The organism is Serratia plymuthica NBRC 102599 (genome assembly GCF_001590925.1).
Classification (GTDB): Bacteria; Pseudomonadota; Gammaproteobacteria; order Enterobacterales; family Enterobacteriaceae; genus Serratia; species Serratia plymuthica.
Genome location: NZ_BCTU01000001.1, coordinates 63,646 through 80,976 on the forward strand (window position 1 = coordinate 63,646; position 17,331 = coordinate 80,976).

The 17,331-nt window shown below is 53.6% G+C and carries 13 protein-coding genes; 7 read left to right on the plus strand and 6 right to left on the minus strand.

The features are described 5' to 3' along the window. Positions 1-208: 208 nt before the first annotated feature. Positions 209-934 carry a bifunctional 2-polyprenyl-6-hydroxyphenol methylase/3-demethylubiquinol 3-O-methyltransferase UbiG gene (gene ubiG / locus SPL01S_RS00255; RefSeq protein ID WP_020439480.1) on the minus strand — a complete coding sequence of 242 codons (726 nt, stop codon included), beginning with the start codon at positions 932-934 and terminating at the stop codon, positions 209-211. 212 nt (positions 935-1,146) lie between these two features. Between ubiG and gyrA the strand changes: the two genes are divergently transcribed. Together gyrA and rcsC are read left to right on the plus strand one after the other, a co-directional pair. Continuing rightward, positions 1,147-3,798, plus strand: a complete 2,652-nt coding sequence (gene gyrA, locus SPL01S_RS00260) for a DNA topoisomerase (ATP-hydrolyzing) subunit A (RefSeq protein ID WP_004947160.1) — start codon at positions 1,147-1,149, stop codon at positions 3,796-3,798. Positions 3,799-3,968: 170 nt separating this feature from the next. After that, entirely contained in the window at positions 3,969-6,839 is a 2,871-nt protein-coding gene (gene rcsC / locus SPL01S_RS00265) for a two-component system sensor histidine kinase RcsC (protein ID WP_063196838.1), read from the plus strand. A 53-nt stretch (positions 6,840-6,892) separates the two neighbouring features. On the opposite strand, the gene rcsB is transcribed toward rcsC, so the two are convergent. The 3 genes from rcsB to SPL01S_RS00280 are packed head-to-tail and all read right to left on the minus strand — an operon-like array spanning position 6,893 to position 11,414. Beyond that, positions 6,893-7,543 carry a response regulator transcription factor RcsB gene (rcsB, locus tag SPL01S_RS00270; protein WP_004947156.1) on the minus strand — a complete coding sequence of 217 codons (651 nt, stop codon included), beginning with the start codon at positions 7,541-7,543 and terminating at the stop codon, positions 6,893-6,895. Further along, a complete protein-coding gene (rcsD, locus tag SPL01S_RS00275) occupies positions 7,536-10,238 on the minus strand; it encodes a phosphotransferase RcsD (RefSeq protein WP_063196840.1) in 2,703 nt (900 codons plus the stop codon). Before rcsD ends, rcsB begins: the two co-directional genes overlap by 8 nt. 21 nt (positions 10,239-10,259) lie before the next feature. Beyond that, complete coding sequence (locus SPL01S_RS00280) at positions 10,260-11,414, minus strand: MFS transporter (protein WP_063196843.1); 1,155 nt, start codon at positions 11,412-11,414, stop codon at positions 10,260-10,262. Positions 11,415-11,838: 424 nt separating this feature from the next. Here SPL01S_RS00280 and SPL01S_RS25070 point away from each other — a divergent pair, with 424 nt between their 5' ends. From SPL01S_RS25070 to SPL01S_RS00290, 3 genes are all read left to right on the plus strand, one after another. Continuing rightward, positions 11,839-11,997, plus strand: a complete 159-nt coding sequence (locus SPL01S_RS25070) for a hypothetical protein (RefSeq protein ID WP_006326773.1) — start codon at positions 11,839-11,841, stop codon at positions 11,995-11,997. A gap of 259 nt (positions 11,998-12,256) precedes the next feature. Then, on the plus strand, positions 12,257-13,375 hold the full coding sequence (locus SPL01S_RS00285) for a porin OmpC (protein ID WP_013813857.1): 1,119 nt from the start codon (positions 12,257-12,259) through the stop codon (positions 13,373-13,375). 157 nt (positions 13,376-13,532) lie between these two features. Next, a complete protein-coding gene (locus tag SPL01S_RS00290) occupies positions 13,533-13,949 on the plus strand; it encodes a VOC family protein (RefSeq protein WP_063196845.1) in 417 nt (138 codons plus the stop codon). On the opposite strand, the gene SPL01S_RS00295 is transcribed toward SPL01S_RS00290, so the two are convergent. Further along, on the minus strand, positions 13,943-14,521 hold the full coding sequence (locus tag SPL01S_RS00295; protein WP_063196847.1) for a TetR/AcrR family transcriptional regulator: 579 nt from the start codon (positions 14,519-14,521) through the stop codon (positions 13,943-13,945). The two genes, SPL01S_RS00290 and SPL01S_RS00295, sit on opposite strands and share 7 nt — an antisense overlap. 113 nt (positions 14,522-14,634) lie before the next feature. On the opposite strand from SPL01S_RS00295, the gene SPL01S_RS00300 reads away from it, so the two are divergent. Further along, positions 14,635-15,102: a nuclear transport factor 2 family protein gene (locus tag SPL01S_RS00300; RefSeq protein WP_004947138.1), complete on the plus strand. Its 468-nt coding sequence runs from the start codon at positions 14,635-14,637 to the stop codon at positions 15,100-15,102. 147 nt (positions 15,103-15,249) lie between these two features. Here the strand turns inward: SPL01S_RS00300 and SPL01S_RS00305 are convergent, their stop codons facing one another. After that, positions 15,250-15,690, minus strand: coding sequence for a DUF2946 domain-containing protein (locus SPL01S_RS00305; protein WP_063196849.1), 441 nt, complete (start codon positions 15,688-15,690; stop codon positions 15,250-15,252). 168 nt (positions 15,691-15,858) lie between these two features. On the opposite strand from SPL01S_RS00305, the gene SPL01S_RS00310 reads away from it, so the two are divergent. Beyond that, complete coding sequence (locus SPL01S_RS00310; RefSeq protein WP_063196852.1) at positions 15,859-17,271, plus strand: PepSY-associated TM helix domain-containing protein; 1,413 nt, start codon at positions 15,859-15,861, stop codon at positions 17,269-17,271. Positions 17,272-17,331 lie beyond the last annotated feature (60 nt).

Genomic DNA, 17,331 nt, shown 5'->3' on the forward strand with positions numbered 1-17,331 from the left:
CGTGATAAGAATTTCCTTAGATTCACAAAAATGTGATCGTTTGCCGCTTTATTAAACGTTAGAAAAAAACGTGATATTGATCTGATTTAATATTCTTAAAAACTGTTTACAACGGCGATTTTGATCGAAATCGTGAAAATAGGGCATTTATCCTGATTGAGATGCGCACCGGATCCGGTGGAGCCAGTCCCGGTGCGGGCTGAGATACTTACCCTTCGTGCTGAGTATGTACCATATAGTTCACATCAACGTTGCGGCCAAGCTTGAAATGGTCAGTGACAGGATTGTAATGCAGGCCAATCATGTGTTTTTCGCGCAGCGGCGTACCGTCGACCCAGCCGATCAGTTCGGAAGGGCGGATGAACTTCTTGTGATCATGGGTGCCCTGCGGGACCATCTTCAGAATATATTCTGCCCCAATCACCGCCATCAACCAGGCTTTGGTGTTGCGGTTAATGGTGGAAAAGAACACATGGCCACCCGGTTTCACCAGGTGAGCGCAGGCGCGTACCACCGAGGCAGGATCGGGAACGTGCTCCAGCATTTCCATGCAGGTCACCACGTCATACCGTTGCGGGTTGGCCTGTGCGTGGCTCTCCACCGTTTCTTGCACATAAGTGACGTCTACGCCGCTTTCCAGCGCGTGCAGTCGGGCCACTTGCAGCGGCTCTGCGCCCATGTCCAGCCCGGTCACCTGCGCGCCTTCAAGCGCCATGCTTTCCGCCAAAATGCCGCCACCGCAGCCCACGTCGAGCACCGTTTTGCCAAAAATGCCGCCGGCACGCTGCAGGATATAATTCAAGCGCAGTGGGTTGATGCGGTGCAACGGTTTGAATTCACCTTCCAAATCCCACCAGCGTGAGGCCACTGCCTCGAACTTGGCGATTTCCTGATGGTCAACGTTCTGCGTTTGGTTGGATGATTCTGCATTCATGGGCGTGTTTGGCTCCTTGTTCTCGTTGCGCGGATTATACATGTATCGGCGCAGCGTCGCCTGCGCCGATACATTTTTACCGCACATATATGCACAATTTCAGCGAAACAGCGGCGGTTATTTTCCCGTAAAGCGTGCTTTGTGATATAGTTTTACACCTTTGCCACTATGGCAGCGGGCAGATGAATCATTAGTAGAGGGATAGCAGCTCCATGAGCGACCTTGCCAGAGAAATCACACCGGTAAACATCGAAGACGAGTTAAAAAACTCGTATCTGGATTACGCGATGTCCGTCATTGTCGGACGTGCGCTGCCAGATGTTCGTGATGGACTGAAGCCGGTGCACCGCCGCGTTCTGTTCGCGATGAGTGTATTGGGTAACGACTGGAATAAACCATACAAGAAATCGGCCCGTGTCGTCGGGGACGTGATCGGTAAATACCACCCACACGGTGACAGCGCGGTATACGACACCATCGTGCGTATGGCTCAGCCGTTTTCACTGCGCTATATGCTGGTGGACGGTCAGGGTAACTTCGGCTCCGTCGACGGCGACTCCGCCGCGGCGATGCGTTATACCGAAGTACGCATGTCCAAAATTGCTCACGAATTGCTGGCGGATCTGGAAAAGGAAACCGTCGACTTCGTGCCTAACTATGATGGCACTGAGCAGATCCCGGCCGTCATGCCAACCAAGATCCCGAACCTGCTGGTTAACGGCTCGTCGGGCATCGCTGTGGGCATGGCCACCAACATTCCGCCGCATAACCTGTCTGAGGTTATCAACGGCTGCCTGGCTTACATCGATGATGAAAACATCAGCATCGAAGGCCTGATGGAACACATCCCGGGGCCGGACTTCCCGACGGCGGCGATCATCAACGGTCGCCGTGGTATCGAAGAAGCCTACCGTACCGGGCGCGGTAAAATCTACCTGCGCGCTCGTGCCGAAGTAGAAACCGACGCCAAAACCGGCCGCGAAACCATTATTGTTCACGAAATCCCGTATCAGGTGAACAAAGCGCGTCTGATCGAGAAGATCGCCGAGCTGGTAAAAGAAAAACGCGTGGAAGGCATCAGCGCGCTGCGTGACGAGTCCGACAAAGACGGCATGCGCATCGTGGTTGAAATCAAACGCGACGCGGTCGGCGAAGTGGTACTGAACAATCTGTATTCGCTGACTCAACTGCAGGTCACTTTCGGCATCAACATGGTGGCATTGCATCAGGGCCAGCCAAAACTGTTGAACCTGAAAGACATTCTGCAGGCGTTTGTCCGTCATCGCCGTGAAGTGGTGACCCGCCGTACCATCTTCGAACTGCGTAAAGCCCGTGACCGCGCCCATATTCTGGAAGCGTTGGCCATCGCGCTGGCGAACATCGATCCGATCATTGAACTGATCCGTCGTGCGCCGACCCCTGCGGAAGCTAAAGCCGGGTTGGTTGCTCAAGCCTGGGATCTGGGCAATGTGGGCGCAATGCTGGAACGTGCCGGTGACGACGCGGCCCGCCCTGAGTGGCTCGAGCCGGAGTTTGGCATCCGTGACGGCAAATACTACCTGACCGAGCAACAGGCTCAGGCGATTTTGGATCTGCGTCTGCAGAAACTGACCGGCCTGGAGCATGAAAAGCTGCTGGACGAGTATAAAGAGCTGCTGACTTTCATCGCTGAGCTGATCTTTATTCTGGAAAACCCCGATCGTCTGATGGAAGTGATCCGCGAAGAGCTGGTGGCTGTCAAAGAGCTGTACAATGACGGACGTCGCACCGAGATCACCGCCAACACCTCAGATATCAATATCGAAGACCTGATCAACCAGGAAGACGTGGTCGTTACGCTGTCGCACCAGGGCTATGTGAAATATCAGCCGCTGAGCGACTATGAAGCGCAACGCCGTGGCGGTAAAGGCAAGTCAGCCGCACGTATTAAAGAAGAAGACTTTATCGATCGTCTGTTGGTGGCCAACACCCACGATACGATCCTGTGCTTCTCCAGCCGTGGCCGCCTGTACTGGATGAAGGTGTATCAGTTGCCTGAAGCCAGCCGTGGCGCACGCGGTCGTCCAATCGTCAACTTGCTGCCGCTGGAAGCCAATGAGCGTATCACCGCCATTCTGCCGGTGCGCGAGTATGAAGAAGGGCGTCACGTGTTTATGGCAACCGCCAGCGGCACCGTGAAGAAAACCGCTTTGACCGAGTTCAGCCGTCCGCGCAGCGCCGGCATCATCGCAGTCAACCTCAATGAGGGTGATGAGCTGATTGGTGTTGACCTGACCGACGGCAGCAACGAAGTCATGCTGTTCTCCGCCAACGGTAAAGTGGTGCGCTTCCCGGAAACGCAGGTGCGTTCAATGGGCCGTACCGCTACCGGTGTTCGCGGTATCAACCTGGGTGAAGGCGATGGCGTCATTTCCCTGATCGTCCCGCGCGGTGAAGGCGATATCCTGACCGTGACCCAGAATGGCTACGGCAAACGTACCGCAGTCACCGAATACCCGACCAAGTCGCGCGCTACCCAAGGGGTAATCTCCATCAAGGTGAGCGAGCGTAATGGTCAGGTTGTCGGCGCGGTGCAGGTGGAAACCACCGATCAGATCATGATGATCACTGATGCCGGTACGTTGGTGCGTACCCGCGTGTCGGAAGTCAGCGTGGTCGGCCGTAATACCCAGGGTGTTACGCTGATCCGTACTGCGGAAGACGAGAACGTCGTCGGTCTGCAGCGCGTTGCCGAGCCGGTGGAAGACGAAGAGTTGGACAGCCTCGAGCCGGGCGCGGAAGAAGCGGAAGAAGACGCCGCACCGCTGGACGACGCTGACGATGATTCTGAAGCCGCAGATGATGCGGAAGACGACAACGCCTAAGCGGTAGGGGGGCGGCGCGATGCTGACCCCTGATCGTACAGATGCAAACAGGGCCTGGCAGCGATGCTAGGCCCTTTTTCAGTTCTATGGTTTAATTGCCGTGCCAAAATCAGCGATCCCGACCCTGAGGCGAATGCGCTGGCCGCCACTTAATTTTTCATGGTATCCGATTGAAATATTTAGCTTCTTTTCGCACCACGTTAAAAATATCCCGCTATCTGTTCCGGGTGCTGGCGATTATGCTGTGGTCGCTGGGCGCGCTGCTCACAACCTTCTATATCCTGAATATCCTGAACGACAAAGAGACGGACATCCGGCAAGAATACAGCCTGGATTTCGATCAGGCGCAGGGTTATATCCGTCATTCTGCCGATATTATCCGCGATATCAAATATATGGCGGAAAATCGCCTTAACGGCTCGGTCAGCAGTCTGGACATGTTCGGTGGGATATTTTCCGCCAAGAACAGCACGCCGGAGTTTCTTCCGCTGTATCCGGAGTCCAACTGTTCGCTTAACACCACTTACCGCAGTTCGCTCAATTCGCTGAGTGGGCTGATCCAGTATTGGAAAGAGAATTTCGTCGCGGCCTACGATCTCAACCGGGTTTTTTTCATCGGCGGCGATAGCCTGTGCATGGCGGAGTTCGGTGGCGGCAATGCCGTGCCTAACCGCGAGAACGTGTTGAAATCGCTGCATGAGCGCATCCTTAAATACCGCAACGCCAAAAATCAGGATAAAGATAATAACCTGTACTGGATCAGCCCAAGCCAGCAGCGGCCGGATGTCGGCTATCTGTATGTGCTGACGCCAATCTATATTGGCAACAAGCTGGAGGCTCTGCTGGGCATAGAGCAGACCATTCGCCTGGAAGATTTCGTCACTGCAGGCAACCTGCCGATTGGCGTGACCCTGCTGGATGAGAATAACGAACCGATATTGCGTCTGGCGGAAGGGGAGCGTGCTGCCGCGACGCTCGATAGCTACCCGGATGCGCATACCTATTTTGGTTATGACGATAATTACCGCCATCTGATTATGAAGAAGGTGCTCCAGCCTTCGTCGCTCAGCATTGTTTATGCCTTGCCGGTAAAGAGTGTGGTCGAGCGTTTCAAGATGCTGATCCTCAATGCGTTGCTGCTGAACCTGTTGTCGGCCATTGTGTTGTTCACCCTGGCCTGGCTGTTTGAACGTAAAATGTTCCTGCCGGCGGAGAATAACGCCTTCAGGCTGGAAGAACATGAACAGTTCAACCGCAAGATCGTCGCCTCGGCGCCGGTAGGGATCCTGATTCTGCGCATCAGCGACGGCACCAATATTCTGAGCAATGAGTTGGCGCATAACTACATCAATTTGCTGACCCACGAAGACCGTGACCGTATTACGCGTATTATCTGCGAACAGCAGGTGAATTTTGTCGACGTGATGACCAGCAATAACAATAATCTGCAAATCAGCTTCGTTCACTCCCGCTACCGTAACGAGGATGTGGCGATCTGCGTGCTGGTAGACGTCAGCGCTCGCGTGAAAATGGAGGAGTCGCTGCAGGAAATGGCGGCGGCGGCGGAACAGGCCAGTCAGTCCAAGTCGATGTTCCTGGCGACCGTCAGTCACGAACTGCGCACCCCGTTATACGGCATTATCGGTAACCTCGATTTACTGCAAACCAAGGCGTTGCCGCAGGGCGTTGACCGTCTGGTCAATGCGATGAACAACTCGTCCGGGCTGCTGTTGAAGATCATCAGCGACATTCTGGACTTCTCCAAAATTGAATCCGAGCAGTTGAAAATCGAGCCGCGCGAGTTTTCCTGCCTGGAGGTGATCACCCACATCGCAGGCAACTATTTGCCGCTGGTGGTGAAGAAGCGGCTGGGGCTGTACTGTTTTATCGAACAAAACGTGCCGGAGCGTATTTCCGGCGATCCCGTGCGGTTGCAGCAGGTTTTGTCCAACCTGTTAAACAACGCGATTAAGTTTACCGACACCGGCTGCATCATCCTGCAAGTCTGCACGCGCAGCAGTTATCTGGAGTTCAGCGTTCGCGATACCGGCGTCGGGATTCCGGAAAAAGAGATTACCCGTTTGTTTGACCCTTTCTTCCAGGTGGGCAGCGGTGTGCAGCGCCATTTCCAGGGGACCGGGTTGGGGCTGGCGATTTGTGAAAAACTGATCAATATGATGGATGGCGATATTGCCGTTGAATCAGAGCCGGGGTTGGGAAGCCTGTTTACCATACGTATCCCGCTGTTTAACGCCCAATTCCCGATCCCGCAGGCCAGTGATACCTGGCAAGGCAAAACCCTGTGGCTGAGCATTCGCAATCAGCGGCTGGAAAGCTATCTGATGGAGATCCTTGGCGGTTATGGCGCTACGGTGCTGCGCCATCAGGGGCAGGACACCGCCGCAGGGGAGGTGATGCTCAGCGACTATCCGCTGATGGTCAATACGCCGCTGCTGGCGCAGATCCAGTTTTCCATCGAGCACATTGGCCCGTCGCAGGAAACCCGGCCGGGTTACTGGATGCATAGCACCTCGACGCCGCGCGAAACCTTGGCGTTGCTCAATCGGCTGTTTGGCACCAGCACTGAAAGCGGCAGCCCCCTGATGCAATTGCCGTTACCGGTCAAAGCCAGCACGGTGGACAACGGCGATATTCATCTGTTGGTGGTGGATGATCATCCAATTAACCGTCGGTTGCTTTCCGACCAGCTCGGCTCGCTGGGTTATCAGGTGGTTACTGCTAACGATGGGCTCGATGCACTCGACGTGTTGAATCGCAATACCGTCGATATCGTGCTGACCGACGTCAACATGCCAAATATGGACGGCTATCATCTGACCCAGCGCCTGCGCCAGCAGCACTTTACCTCTCCGGTGATTGGCGTGACGGCGAATGCCCTGGCGGAGGAGAAACAGCGCTGCATGGAGGCGGGAATGGATAACTGCCTGTCGAAACCGGTCACGCTGGAAACCCTGGAACAGACATTGGCGTACTACAGCCAGCAGGTGCGCCGCCTGCGCGCCGAGTCGGGGGAGGCCTAGAAAGCAAAAGGGCGCGGCATACAATGCCGCGCCCTCGGTTAACCGTGACGGTTTTACTCTTTATCCAGCGGCGCCATGCTGACGGAGGAGAGGTAGTTGAGCAGCGCGATATCGTTTTCGACACCCAGCTTCATCATGGCCGATTTCTTCTGGCTGCTGATGGTTTTGATGCTGCGGTTGAGTTTCTTGGCGATCTCGGTCACCAGGAAACCTTCGGCGAACAGGCGCAAAACTTCGCTCTCCTTCGGAGACAGACGCTTATCACCGTAGCCGCTGGCGCTGATTCTCTCCAGCAGTTTGGAGACGCTTTCCGGCGTGAATTTTTTGCCTTTTTGCAACGCGGCCAGCGCTTTCGGCAGGTCGGTTGGCGCACCCTGTTTCAACACGATGCCTTCGATGTCCAGATCCAACACGGCGCTCAAAATTGCCGGGTTGTTGTTCATGGTCAGAACGATGATCGACAATTGCGGATAATGACGTTTGATGTATTTGATCAGCGTGATGCCGTCGCCATATTTATCACCCGGCATCGAAAGGTCGGTGATCAGTACGTTAGCGTCCAGTTTGGACAGATTGTTGATCAGCGCTGTCGAGTCTTCAAACTCCCCAACGACATTCACCCATTCAATTTGCTCAAGTGACTTCCGGATGCCAAACAGTACGATAGGATGGTCATCAGCAATAATTACGTTCAGGTTATTCATGTTGTTGGCTACCTTGCTGCAGCAGTCTACTGACGAAAAAATCAATCTGACTGATGTTATTCTCGATCTTGAGCGCATCACCGTCTGCGATGTGCTGTTCTAACGATTCACACAGTTGCTTGCCGGGAAGCAGATTTAACATGGCAAACACGCCTTTCAGGCGGTGTGCTGTCTGTGACAGAGCATTGAAATCACTGCTGCCCGCCTCAGTATACAGTTTTTTGACATCATCGGGTACTGTATCAACGAACAGGCCATAGTAATCACTTGATTTCAATTGTTTTTCATAGAGTTGGATGTCATCGGTAGTCAGCGATAGCGCGATTTCTTCCTGTTCCAGCGCGGCCATTTGCTGTTCGATCAGCATCAGCACGGCGTCTATCATTGCGCCACTCAGGTTATAGTTTACCCGAATATAACGCTTTTCAAGCTGTTGCCACCCGGCCTCATCGCTGGCCAGCAGCAGGGTATAGTCGTCGGCCCTTTGCGGATTATCGGTCAGCAGCACGTCGTAGTCGCGATTAACCTGGCGGTCGTCGGCAATGATGCAGCTCGCGCCATAAGCGTGCAGCAAGGTGGTGACGATACCGCGCACCTCTTCGGAGGTGATGTCCAGCAGCGCGGTCACGCCGTCGAGCAGTTTCTCCTGCGCTTCGGTGTCCTTTTTCTCCATTTCCATCGGCACGCGGATGGTATAGCGAGTCCCGATGTCTACCTTGCTGCGGATGTCCAACTGTCCGTTGAGCTTTTTGCATAGCTGGTTGCACAGGAAGAAGGTGAGGCCAGAACCATGATTAAAGCGATCCACCAACGTTTGGCTGAGGAACGGATAGTTCAGGTTGCTGATTTCTTCGTTGGAAATGCCCGAGCCGGTGTCATTGATATGGAATACCAGGCGATCCTGGTGTTCCGGCTCATGGTCGATCACCAGCGAAATCTTGCCGCAAGCGGTAGTGATGATGGCGTAATGGACCAGCAGTGAGATCATTTTACGCAGCGCGTTTGCGTCGCCGATATAGTGTTGTTCGACGTCAAGATTGACATGGTTGAACAACGACAGACCTTTTTGATTGATGGCCGGCAAGGCTTCCAGCAGCAGCTCATCTATCAGAGCGGCAGGGTTGAAAGGTTGGCGCGAAGGCTGCCAGTCCTGGGTTTCCAGGCGGGTAAGCAAGGTGATGTTCTCGATCAACCCCAACACCGATGCCGATTCCTCGACCAATTGGTTCAGCAGCGTCTGTTGCTGTTCCTCATCCGGCTGGGTGCGCAGGCGATCGGCCAGATCGTGCATTTGGCGCACCGGTTGGTTCAGTTCGATACCCAGGTTATGCAGCATCAGTTTACGCGCCTGCACGTTTTTATCGTATTCGCGGCGGGCCTGCTGCAGCCTTTTATTCACCATCACTTCCTTGTCCTGATCGTTGAGCAGGAACAGGTAAGTTTCCGGCGATAGCTGGCTGCGGAAGATGCGAATTTCGTACACCTCATTGTTGACCGTTGCCTGAATGACGCCGTGATGTTGCTCGGCCATATGGGCGATTTTTTGCAGGCTGAGGTGGGGCAGCAGATGTTGGGCAATTTTATTGCTGGCGATCACCGTATTGCTGGCGAAGCTGTACACCAGCAGGCCGGAAGGCAGGCTGGCAATGATTTCCTGATTCAGCGCGCGTTCGGCCTCCAGTTCAACCGCCATGCTTTCGCTCGGCCGGATGTACTGGCGACGAATAGAGTAAATGCCGATCATCGACAGCACCAACAGCAGCAGATTGATGGCGACCAACCACACATTGTTACGCAGCAGGTCAATCGCCAGGTTTAGGGCCGATACGCGGTAAACCACTTTCAGCGGCGCATTCGGCAGCGGAGCACTGAACTCCACCCAACTGGAGGTCAAGGATACGCTGGCGTTGGTGGTCGTTTCCACCGGCAGAGTGCCGTCGTCCAAATCGGTATCATCGGGCTGCAACATAAAGTTGGAACGCGCCATATTAATCGGAATGATGTCGTTGATCGGCAGATCGAAAGCAATGACCGTAGCCAGGTGCCCCGGCTGATTAAAAGTGGTGCGGATTGAAAATGAGTAGGCGTTTTGGAAGCGCTGTTTGCGCAAGCTGGAGAAACTTTCCCGTTCGTCGAGCATGTTGGCCTGTTGCAGCATTTCTGCCCGACGATCCTCCGCCGACGATGTCAGGTAGCTTTCCCTGAAGCGTGAGGCCAGCTCTTTCAGCGGTTGAGTGGTGATCAGGCTCAGGCTGTTATCCTGGCCATTAAGATAATACATGGCGTAGCTTTCAGATTTGGCGCCCCAACGGGTATCCAGGTAATCCGAAATTCTGGCGATCATGGCCAGCGTGCTGTCGTCGTGGCTGCCAAAAATCACCGCATCGGTTTTTTTGTGCGGTTTCTCTACATAATAGACATCCGGGCGTAGCCGGGTTTCCTGCAAGCTGGGATCGGGACTTAAAGAAGAGACCGTGCCGAACTTATCGTAGATCTGGTAGGTGATATAGCGATAGTTGTCTACGCGTTTTTGCAGGCCGTTGGCGATGCTGTTCAGCGCGTACTTTTTCTCCGCCAGCCAGGCGTTGGTGTAGTTGTAGCCATACAGGCCGATGGCAATCGTCAGCAGGACGGTAAATAACAGGAAGAAGCGGGTAATATTGCTTGAGCTAATCGTCAGTTGTTTGTTTTGCATAGTTGACTGCACATTCCTGAATCAACGGGTTACGGCTCTGGCGCTGGCGGTAACCGCCAGGAGTAATACGGCGACGCAGGCAAAAGCCACCGTCAGGTTGAAGAACTGGGCGATGAAGCCAATCAGCGCCGGCCCGGCGAGAATGCCGGCATAGCCTACGGTGGTCACTGAAGCGATGGCCAGGTTTGCCGGCATATCATGCTGGTTGCCCGCCGCGCTGAACAGGATCGGCACCACGTTGGAAGCGCCCAATCCAACCAGCATAAAGCCAACCAGCGAAATCATCGCGTTGTTGAAGACAATCGCCAGGCTAAGGCCAATGGCCGCGCAGAGGCTACCGAGCAACAGCACCTTATACCTGCCCAGGGAGTTCACCACGCGATCGCCATTCAGCCTGCCGATGGTCATGGCAATGGAAAACAGCGCGTAGCCTAAACCGGCCTGGCTGCTTGCTACGTCGCGCAGGGTGGTGAGGAACAGGGCGCTCCAGTCGAGCATTGAACCTTCCGCCAGGAACATGATAAAGCACAGGATGCCGATAAACATCACCCAGCCGCGCGGCAGCACGAACAGGGGTCCACCTTCTTCGCCACCGCTCTCGCGCAGTAAATTGCGACTGGCGAGCGCCAGCAGGGCTGCAATGGTCAGTACGATAATCAGCGTTGCCAACAAGGGCGACAGCCCGAGCCACAACACCACGCTGACACCGCCGGCACCGGCTATGCCGCCGACGCTGAAGAAACCATGAAAGCCGGACATCATCGCCTTGCCGCTGGCACGCTCGACCACCACGGCCTGCACATTCATCGCTACGTCGATCATGCCGATAGCTGCGCCAAACAGCAACAAGGCCAGCGCCATGCCGCCGGTGCTGTCCATCAGCGCCAGCAAGGGTAAATCAATGCACAACGCCAGGCCGGCGAGCAGGATCACCGGTCGGCAACCCAACCTACCGGTCAGATAACCGGTCAGCGGCATGGCCAGCATGGAACCGGCACCGATGCACAGCAGCAGCAAACCCAGCGACCCATCATCAATACCGATACGTGCTTTGGCAAAGGGCACTAGCGGCGCCCAGGCGGCCATGCCGAAACCGGCGACAAAAAAGGCCAGGCGCGTGGCAATCTGTGCCGGGACACCGGGTTTTTGCTGTTCATTGCACAGGGTAGAAGTCATGTGGGCATCAGAATCTGTTATGGAAGTGCTGATTGAAAGTAATGGACTGTTTTTATCACAATCCGCGATCCGGGTCGAAAGGATTCGCGCTGCCGTCGGGGGGCATCGGCCAGGGCGGGGGGGGCTGCTATAGCGTTTCATCGGATTGAAATATCTTCGACCGTCTTCTTGTTGCAGGGTATTTTTGCTGTCTGGTAGACAAATGGGTTGAGCGTAGGTCGTGCTGAAAAAAAAACGCCATTTAAGCAATCGAATACTTTTTAAATAATGCGATTAAACTGCAGCCAATGAGAAATGTTAGCGATTTGTGCTGCAGTTAATTAGGGTAATGATATCGATGGGTTATTATTTCTTGGCAAAAAATGCGATTGAAGGAGGGTGTCGGTGCATGAATAAATAAAAAACCGGCCAGAAGCCGGTCGAAATGGATAAAAATTATCGTATAGATAATGAAGGTAATAATGAAAATAATGATGATAGCGGCGCAATTATAGCGCCAGTTGGATGGGATGCTTTTGGCACAATGTGCTTATTGTCGATTACTTTTGTATGGCTATCTTTTTTTTCTTATATTTTTGTATAACTACATGATTTTATATCAATTAATGTATTTTTTATCATTATGTGCTGTATTTGTTTTGTCTGTAATGTTTTGTGGAAGTTCGCGCATATTTACATTTCGAATCATTTGTTAATTATAATGAAACACTATTGGGTACTTGGTATCATTTTCTTTCTGGATTAATATAACCCCTGTTACCAGAATGGTAATGCACAGTCGTGCTAATAATGCTCAGAAGGGCAGTGGCCATAGCTCGACATAATTAATGAGGATAATAACGATGAAACTTCGAGTACTCTCTCTGATAGTACCCGCTCTGCTGGTTGCAGGCACTGCAGGCGCGGCGGAAATTTACAACAAAGACGGAAATAAACTGGATTTGTTCGGTAAAATCGATGGTCTTCACTATTTCTCCGACAACAAGAATTCCGACGGCGACCAGTCTTATATGCGTTTTGGTCTGCGCGGCGAAACCCAAATCAGCGATCAACTGACCGGTTATGGCGAGTGGGAATATCAGGCGAACCTCAATCGTGCGGAAAGCGAAGATAACAATAACTTTACCCGTGTCGGTTTCGCCGGTCTGAAATTTGGCGACTACGGCTCGTTGGATTACGGCCGTAACTATGGCGTACTGTATGACATCGGCGCATGGACCGACGTTCTGCCGGAGTTCGGCGGTGACACCTACGGTGCAGATAACTTCATGTTCCAGCGCACCAACGGCGTGCTGACCTACCGTAATACCGGCTTCTTCGGCCTGGTCGATGGCCTGAACTTTGCCCTGCAATACCAAGGTAAAAATGACAGCGCGACCGAATCCAATAACGGTCGCGACGTGCTGGCGCAGAACGGTGACGGTTATGGCATGTCTGCGTCCTACGATCTGGGCTATGGCATCAGCGCTGCAGCCGCTTACTTCTCTTCCGATCGTACGAACGACCAAAATGGTATGAACGGCAACTACAGCAACATCCTAGGCCGTGGCGATAAAGCCGAAGCCTACAGCGGCGGTCTGAAATATGACGCCAACAACGTTTACCTGGCGGCGATGTACACCCAGTCTTACAACGCTACCCGTTTCGGCAGCAGTGGCAGCACTGTTTACGGCTACGCCAACAAAGCGCAAAACGTCGAAGTTGTTGCACAGTACCAGTTTGACTTTGGCCTGCGTCCGTCCGTGGCTTACCTCCAGTCGCGAGGCAAGGACATCGACCGAGGTTACGGCGATCAGGATTTGATGAAGTATGTTGACGTGGGTGCGACTTACTACTTCAACAAAAACATGTCCACTTACGTTGATTACAAAATCAACCTTCTGGATGACAACAATTTCACCAAAGCTGCCGGCATCAACACCGACAACGTGGTTGCCTTGGGTCTGGTTTACCAGTTCTAAGCAACAAAGTGTGAAAGTGACCACGCGGCCTTCGGGTCGCGTTTTTTTTGCCTGCGATTAGGCACAAATGGATATTTGCCCGGCACGGATTGCTATTTCACTGCCCCCTTGTGTGACTAAGCTCTACCTATATAGATAGACACCTCAGGAGGTTAGTATGGAGCTCAGCATAGATCGGGTTATTGAAACGGTCCTGTATGTGCGCGATATCGAACGCGCCGACACTTTTTACCAACAGGTGTTAAAGCTGCCGGCGATGGTGGCCAACGAGCGTTTTCGTGCCTACAACGTGGGCGAACAAAGCGTATTGCTGCTGTTTATTGAAGGCGACTCGCTTAAGGGGGCCCATTATCCGGAAGGGTATATTCCTCCGCATGACGGCAACGGGCCATTGCATATCGGGCTGGCGGTGGCGAAAGAACAGTTACCGCATTGGGAGCAGCATCTGACGGCGCATGGTATAGAGATAGAAGGGCGGATGACCTGGGAACACGGCGGGGAGAGTATTTATTTCCGCGATCCCGACGGCCACCTGCTGGAGCTGGTGACGCCGGGGATCTGGGCCAATTATTGATCGAGCCAGGCTAGCGCCAACGCCTCAAGCATTCCACTCATCAGCAGCAATGTCTGTTGTGGTTGCTGCTCAATTTGCACTTTGACGATCGCCCCGTCTATCAACATCGCCAGCATTGCCGCTTGCTGTTCCTGCCGCGGGCCGACAGGCAGGTGGCGTGCAATTGCGTCGGCCATCTGCTCTTTGTGCTGCCGTGCGATGTTCAGACTTTCCGGCAGCATATCCGCTAATTCCACCGCCGTATTGATAAAAGCGCAACCGCGGTAGTGCGGGTCGTTGAACCATTCAGCAAGGCAGGGCGTTAAAGCAGACAGCACATTGCCTTGCTCTGCAACATGCCGTTCCAGAGATGGGTTAAACCAGGCCAGCCACTGCTCATGGCGATAGGCTAAAAACGCTGCGATCAGATCGTTCTTACTGGGGAAGTGCCGATAAAACGTCACTTTTGTTACGCCAGATTCGCTGATGATGCGATCGATACCGGTCGCTCGTACACCTTCACGGTAAAACAGATCGTGCGCCGTCAGCAGGATACGCTGGCGCGCAGGCAAAATGCTGGTTGTAACAGACATCAGAGCACCTCATGAATTATTTATCGGATCGATTGTAGACAACTCTGTCTACATGCGCTAGCTTAATTGAGTAGACAAACCTGTCTACTTAATCCCAAGCCCAGAGGTGAACAATGAGCATTAAACCCCCGTTACCGCCATTTACCCGTGAATCAGCCATCGAGAAAGTCCGTTTGGCGGAGGATGCCTGGAACAGCCGCGATCCTGAACGTGTATCTCAGGTTTATTCTGTAGATACCCATTGGCGCAATCGGGCTGAGTTCGTTGATGGCCGGGAGGCGGTCTGCAAGTTCTTGCAGCGCAAGTGGGCTAAAGAGCTGGAGTACCGGTTGATTAAGGAGCTTTGGGCGTTCGATGGCGCGCGTATCGCAGTGCGGTTTGCCTATGAATGGCGCGATGATTCTGGCAACTGGTACCGCAGCTTTGGCAACGAGAACTGGGAGTTTAATCCGGACGGCCAGATGATTAACCGGCATGCCTGTATCAACGATATGCCGATCCGTGAGCAGGATCGTCAATTCCATTGGCCGCTTGGCCGCCGACCGGATGATATTCCGGCCCTGAGTGACTTTGGCTTCTGATCGCGTTTACTGATAATAGGGCCGCAGTTCTAACCTGTGCGCAGAAATAATTGAAGGGATTTCAATCTGGAAAGTAAAAGTTAATTACGTTTTAGGCTATTTTATTTCGGGCGTAATAAACCCTGCCTGAATAAATAAGCATATAAATTAAAGTGGCTGTGCTGAAGGTGGAAATAACGGTGGGGCGCGTGTTTGATAAAATGGAAAGGTGGCCAGAGTAATAACGAGGTAAATAGCGTGAATGAGACGGGGGGCACATTGAATCGACAGGGGCGGTGCCGCAGGTATCAGGGCCATCAGCGGCGGGTTGTGATGTAACAGGCTGCAATAGCCGCAGAGGTCAAAACAGGCGCCGGAGGCCATATCCGCCATGCCGTGGCCTGCGGGCGGGCTGTCCTCTGGCTGATGATTCATCATCGCCATATGCTCGTCATGCTCCCCGCTCATCGGCATATTCATAGTCATCTCTATGTTATTGATATTGTTTTTCGAGAGATGCGAGGAGATGGACGGCGCGATGAAAACCATCAACATAGCGAATAAGCCCAGCCAGGCCAGAGTACGCATATGTTGAGTGGACAGTTTCACCAGGAAGGTCTTCCAGAGTCAGAGGAGAAATGATTGATGATGACGGTAATTGTGCCCGCATTGTAACATTAATGAGAATTAAGCTAAACAGAGAAGAAATCTGTTTGTTAAATGAAAATAATTCGGGTAGATTTCGCCATTATTCTATTTGACCACGGATAACCTATCATGTCTGAACGCACTTCTGCGTCGCCTGCGGCTGCGCAGAATATTAATCAGCAGGTAACCACCTGCAGTTGGTTTATTCCGTTGATGATGCGGATTCATTTCTATATTGGTCTGTTTGTGGGGCCGTTTTTACTTATTGCCGCAGTGAGTGGAATATTTTACGCATTGACGCCGCAAATTGAATCCCGCCTGTATGCCCAGCAGCTATTTAACGACAGCACCGGGCCGACGCTGCCGTTAGAACGCCAGATAACCGCCGCTCAGGCGGCAGCACCGCAGCAGGCTTCGCTTTCGGCGGTGAGGCCGTCACCTGGCGAAGGCGAGAATACTCGTGTGTTGTTTGACGTTGCGGGATTAAAGGCCTCTGAACGGTTGGCGGTGTTTGTCGATCCGGTGACCGCGCAAACGCATGGCGCAATGACGGTTTATGGCACCAGTGGCATATTGCCGCTGCGCACCTGGTTGGATCAATTTCATCGCAGTTTGCTGCTGGGGGATTTTGGTCGCAATTATAGCGAGCTGGCAGCGTCCTGGCTGTGGATTGCGGCGCTCGGGGGATTGATGCTCTGGGGCGCGCGCAAGCGCAAACAGACGAGGCCAGGGCGTAAAGGTTTACGTTGGCTGCATGAGAAAAGCGGCGTGCTGTTGCTCATCGGCCTGTTGTTCTTTTCCGCCACCGGGCTGACCTGGTCGCAGTGGGCCGGTGAGAATATCAGCGTGTTGCGACAGCAACTGGGCTGGGCGACCCCCTCGTTGTCTACGGCAGTGGGTGGGCAGAGCGCACTGCCTGCTGATGATCATGCCGAACACCGTGGCCACAAGATGCACATGACAATGGCTGAGTCGCCTCAGGACAGTGCCATGTATGACAGAGCGCTGGCTGTCGCACGTACGGCAGGCATTGATGCCGGCAGGGTTGAAATCAGGCAACCGGCAACGGCGGGCCAGGCTTGGGCGGTGATGGAGATCGATCGCCGGTGGCCGACGCAGGTTGATGCCGTGGCAATCGATCCCGCGACGATGGCGATCGTTGATCTGGTCAGGTTCGAACAGTATCCGCTGGCAGCCAAATTGACGCGCTGGGGTATCGATCTGCATATGGGTATCTTGTTCGGTCTGGTAAATGAGCTGGTGTTGGTGGCCTTCGCTGCCGGGCTGGTGGCGATGGTGGTGATGGGGTATTTGATGTGGTGGCGCGGCCGGCCCACTCGGGCAGTGCGTAAACCGCTGCGCTCACCCTTTATGTTGCTGCGCAAAACGCCCAAAGGGCCGCTGTTGCTGATCGTCAGCCTCACGTTGCTACTGGGCGTTTGCCTGCCGGTGATGGGCGTTAGCCTGTTGGCCTTTTTACTGTGCGATCTATTACGGTTTCTGATGGCGCGGCGACGTGAACCGCACCTATCGACAAAGTGACGTTTGTAGAAAAGCCTTTCCTCTTCTACACTTAGAGTACAATAAACGTACATCAAGAGG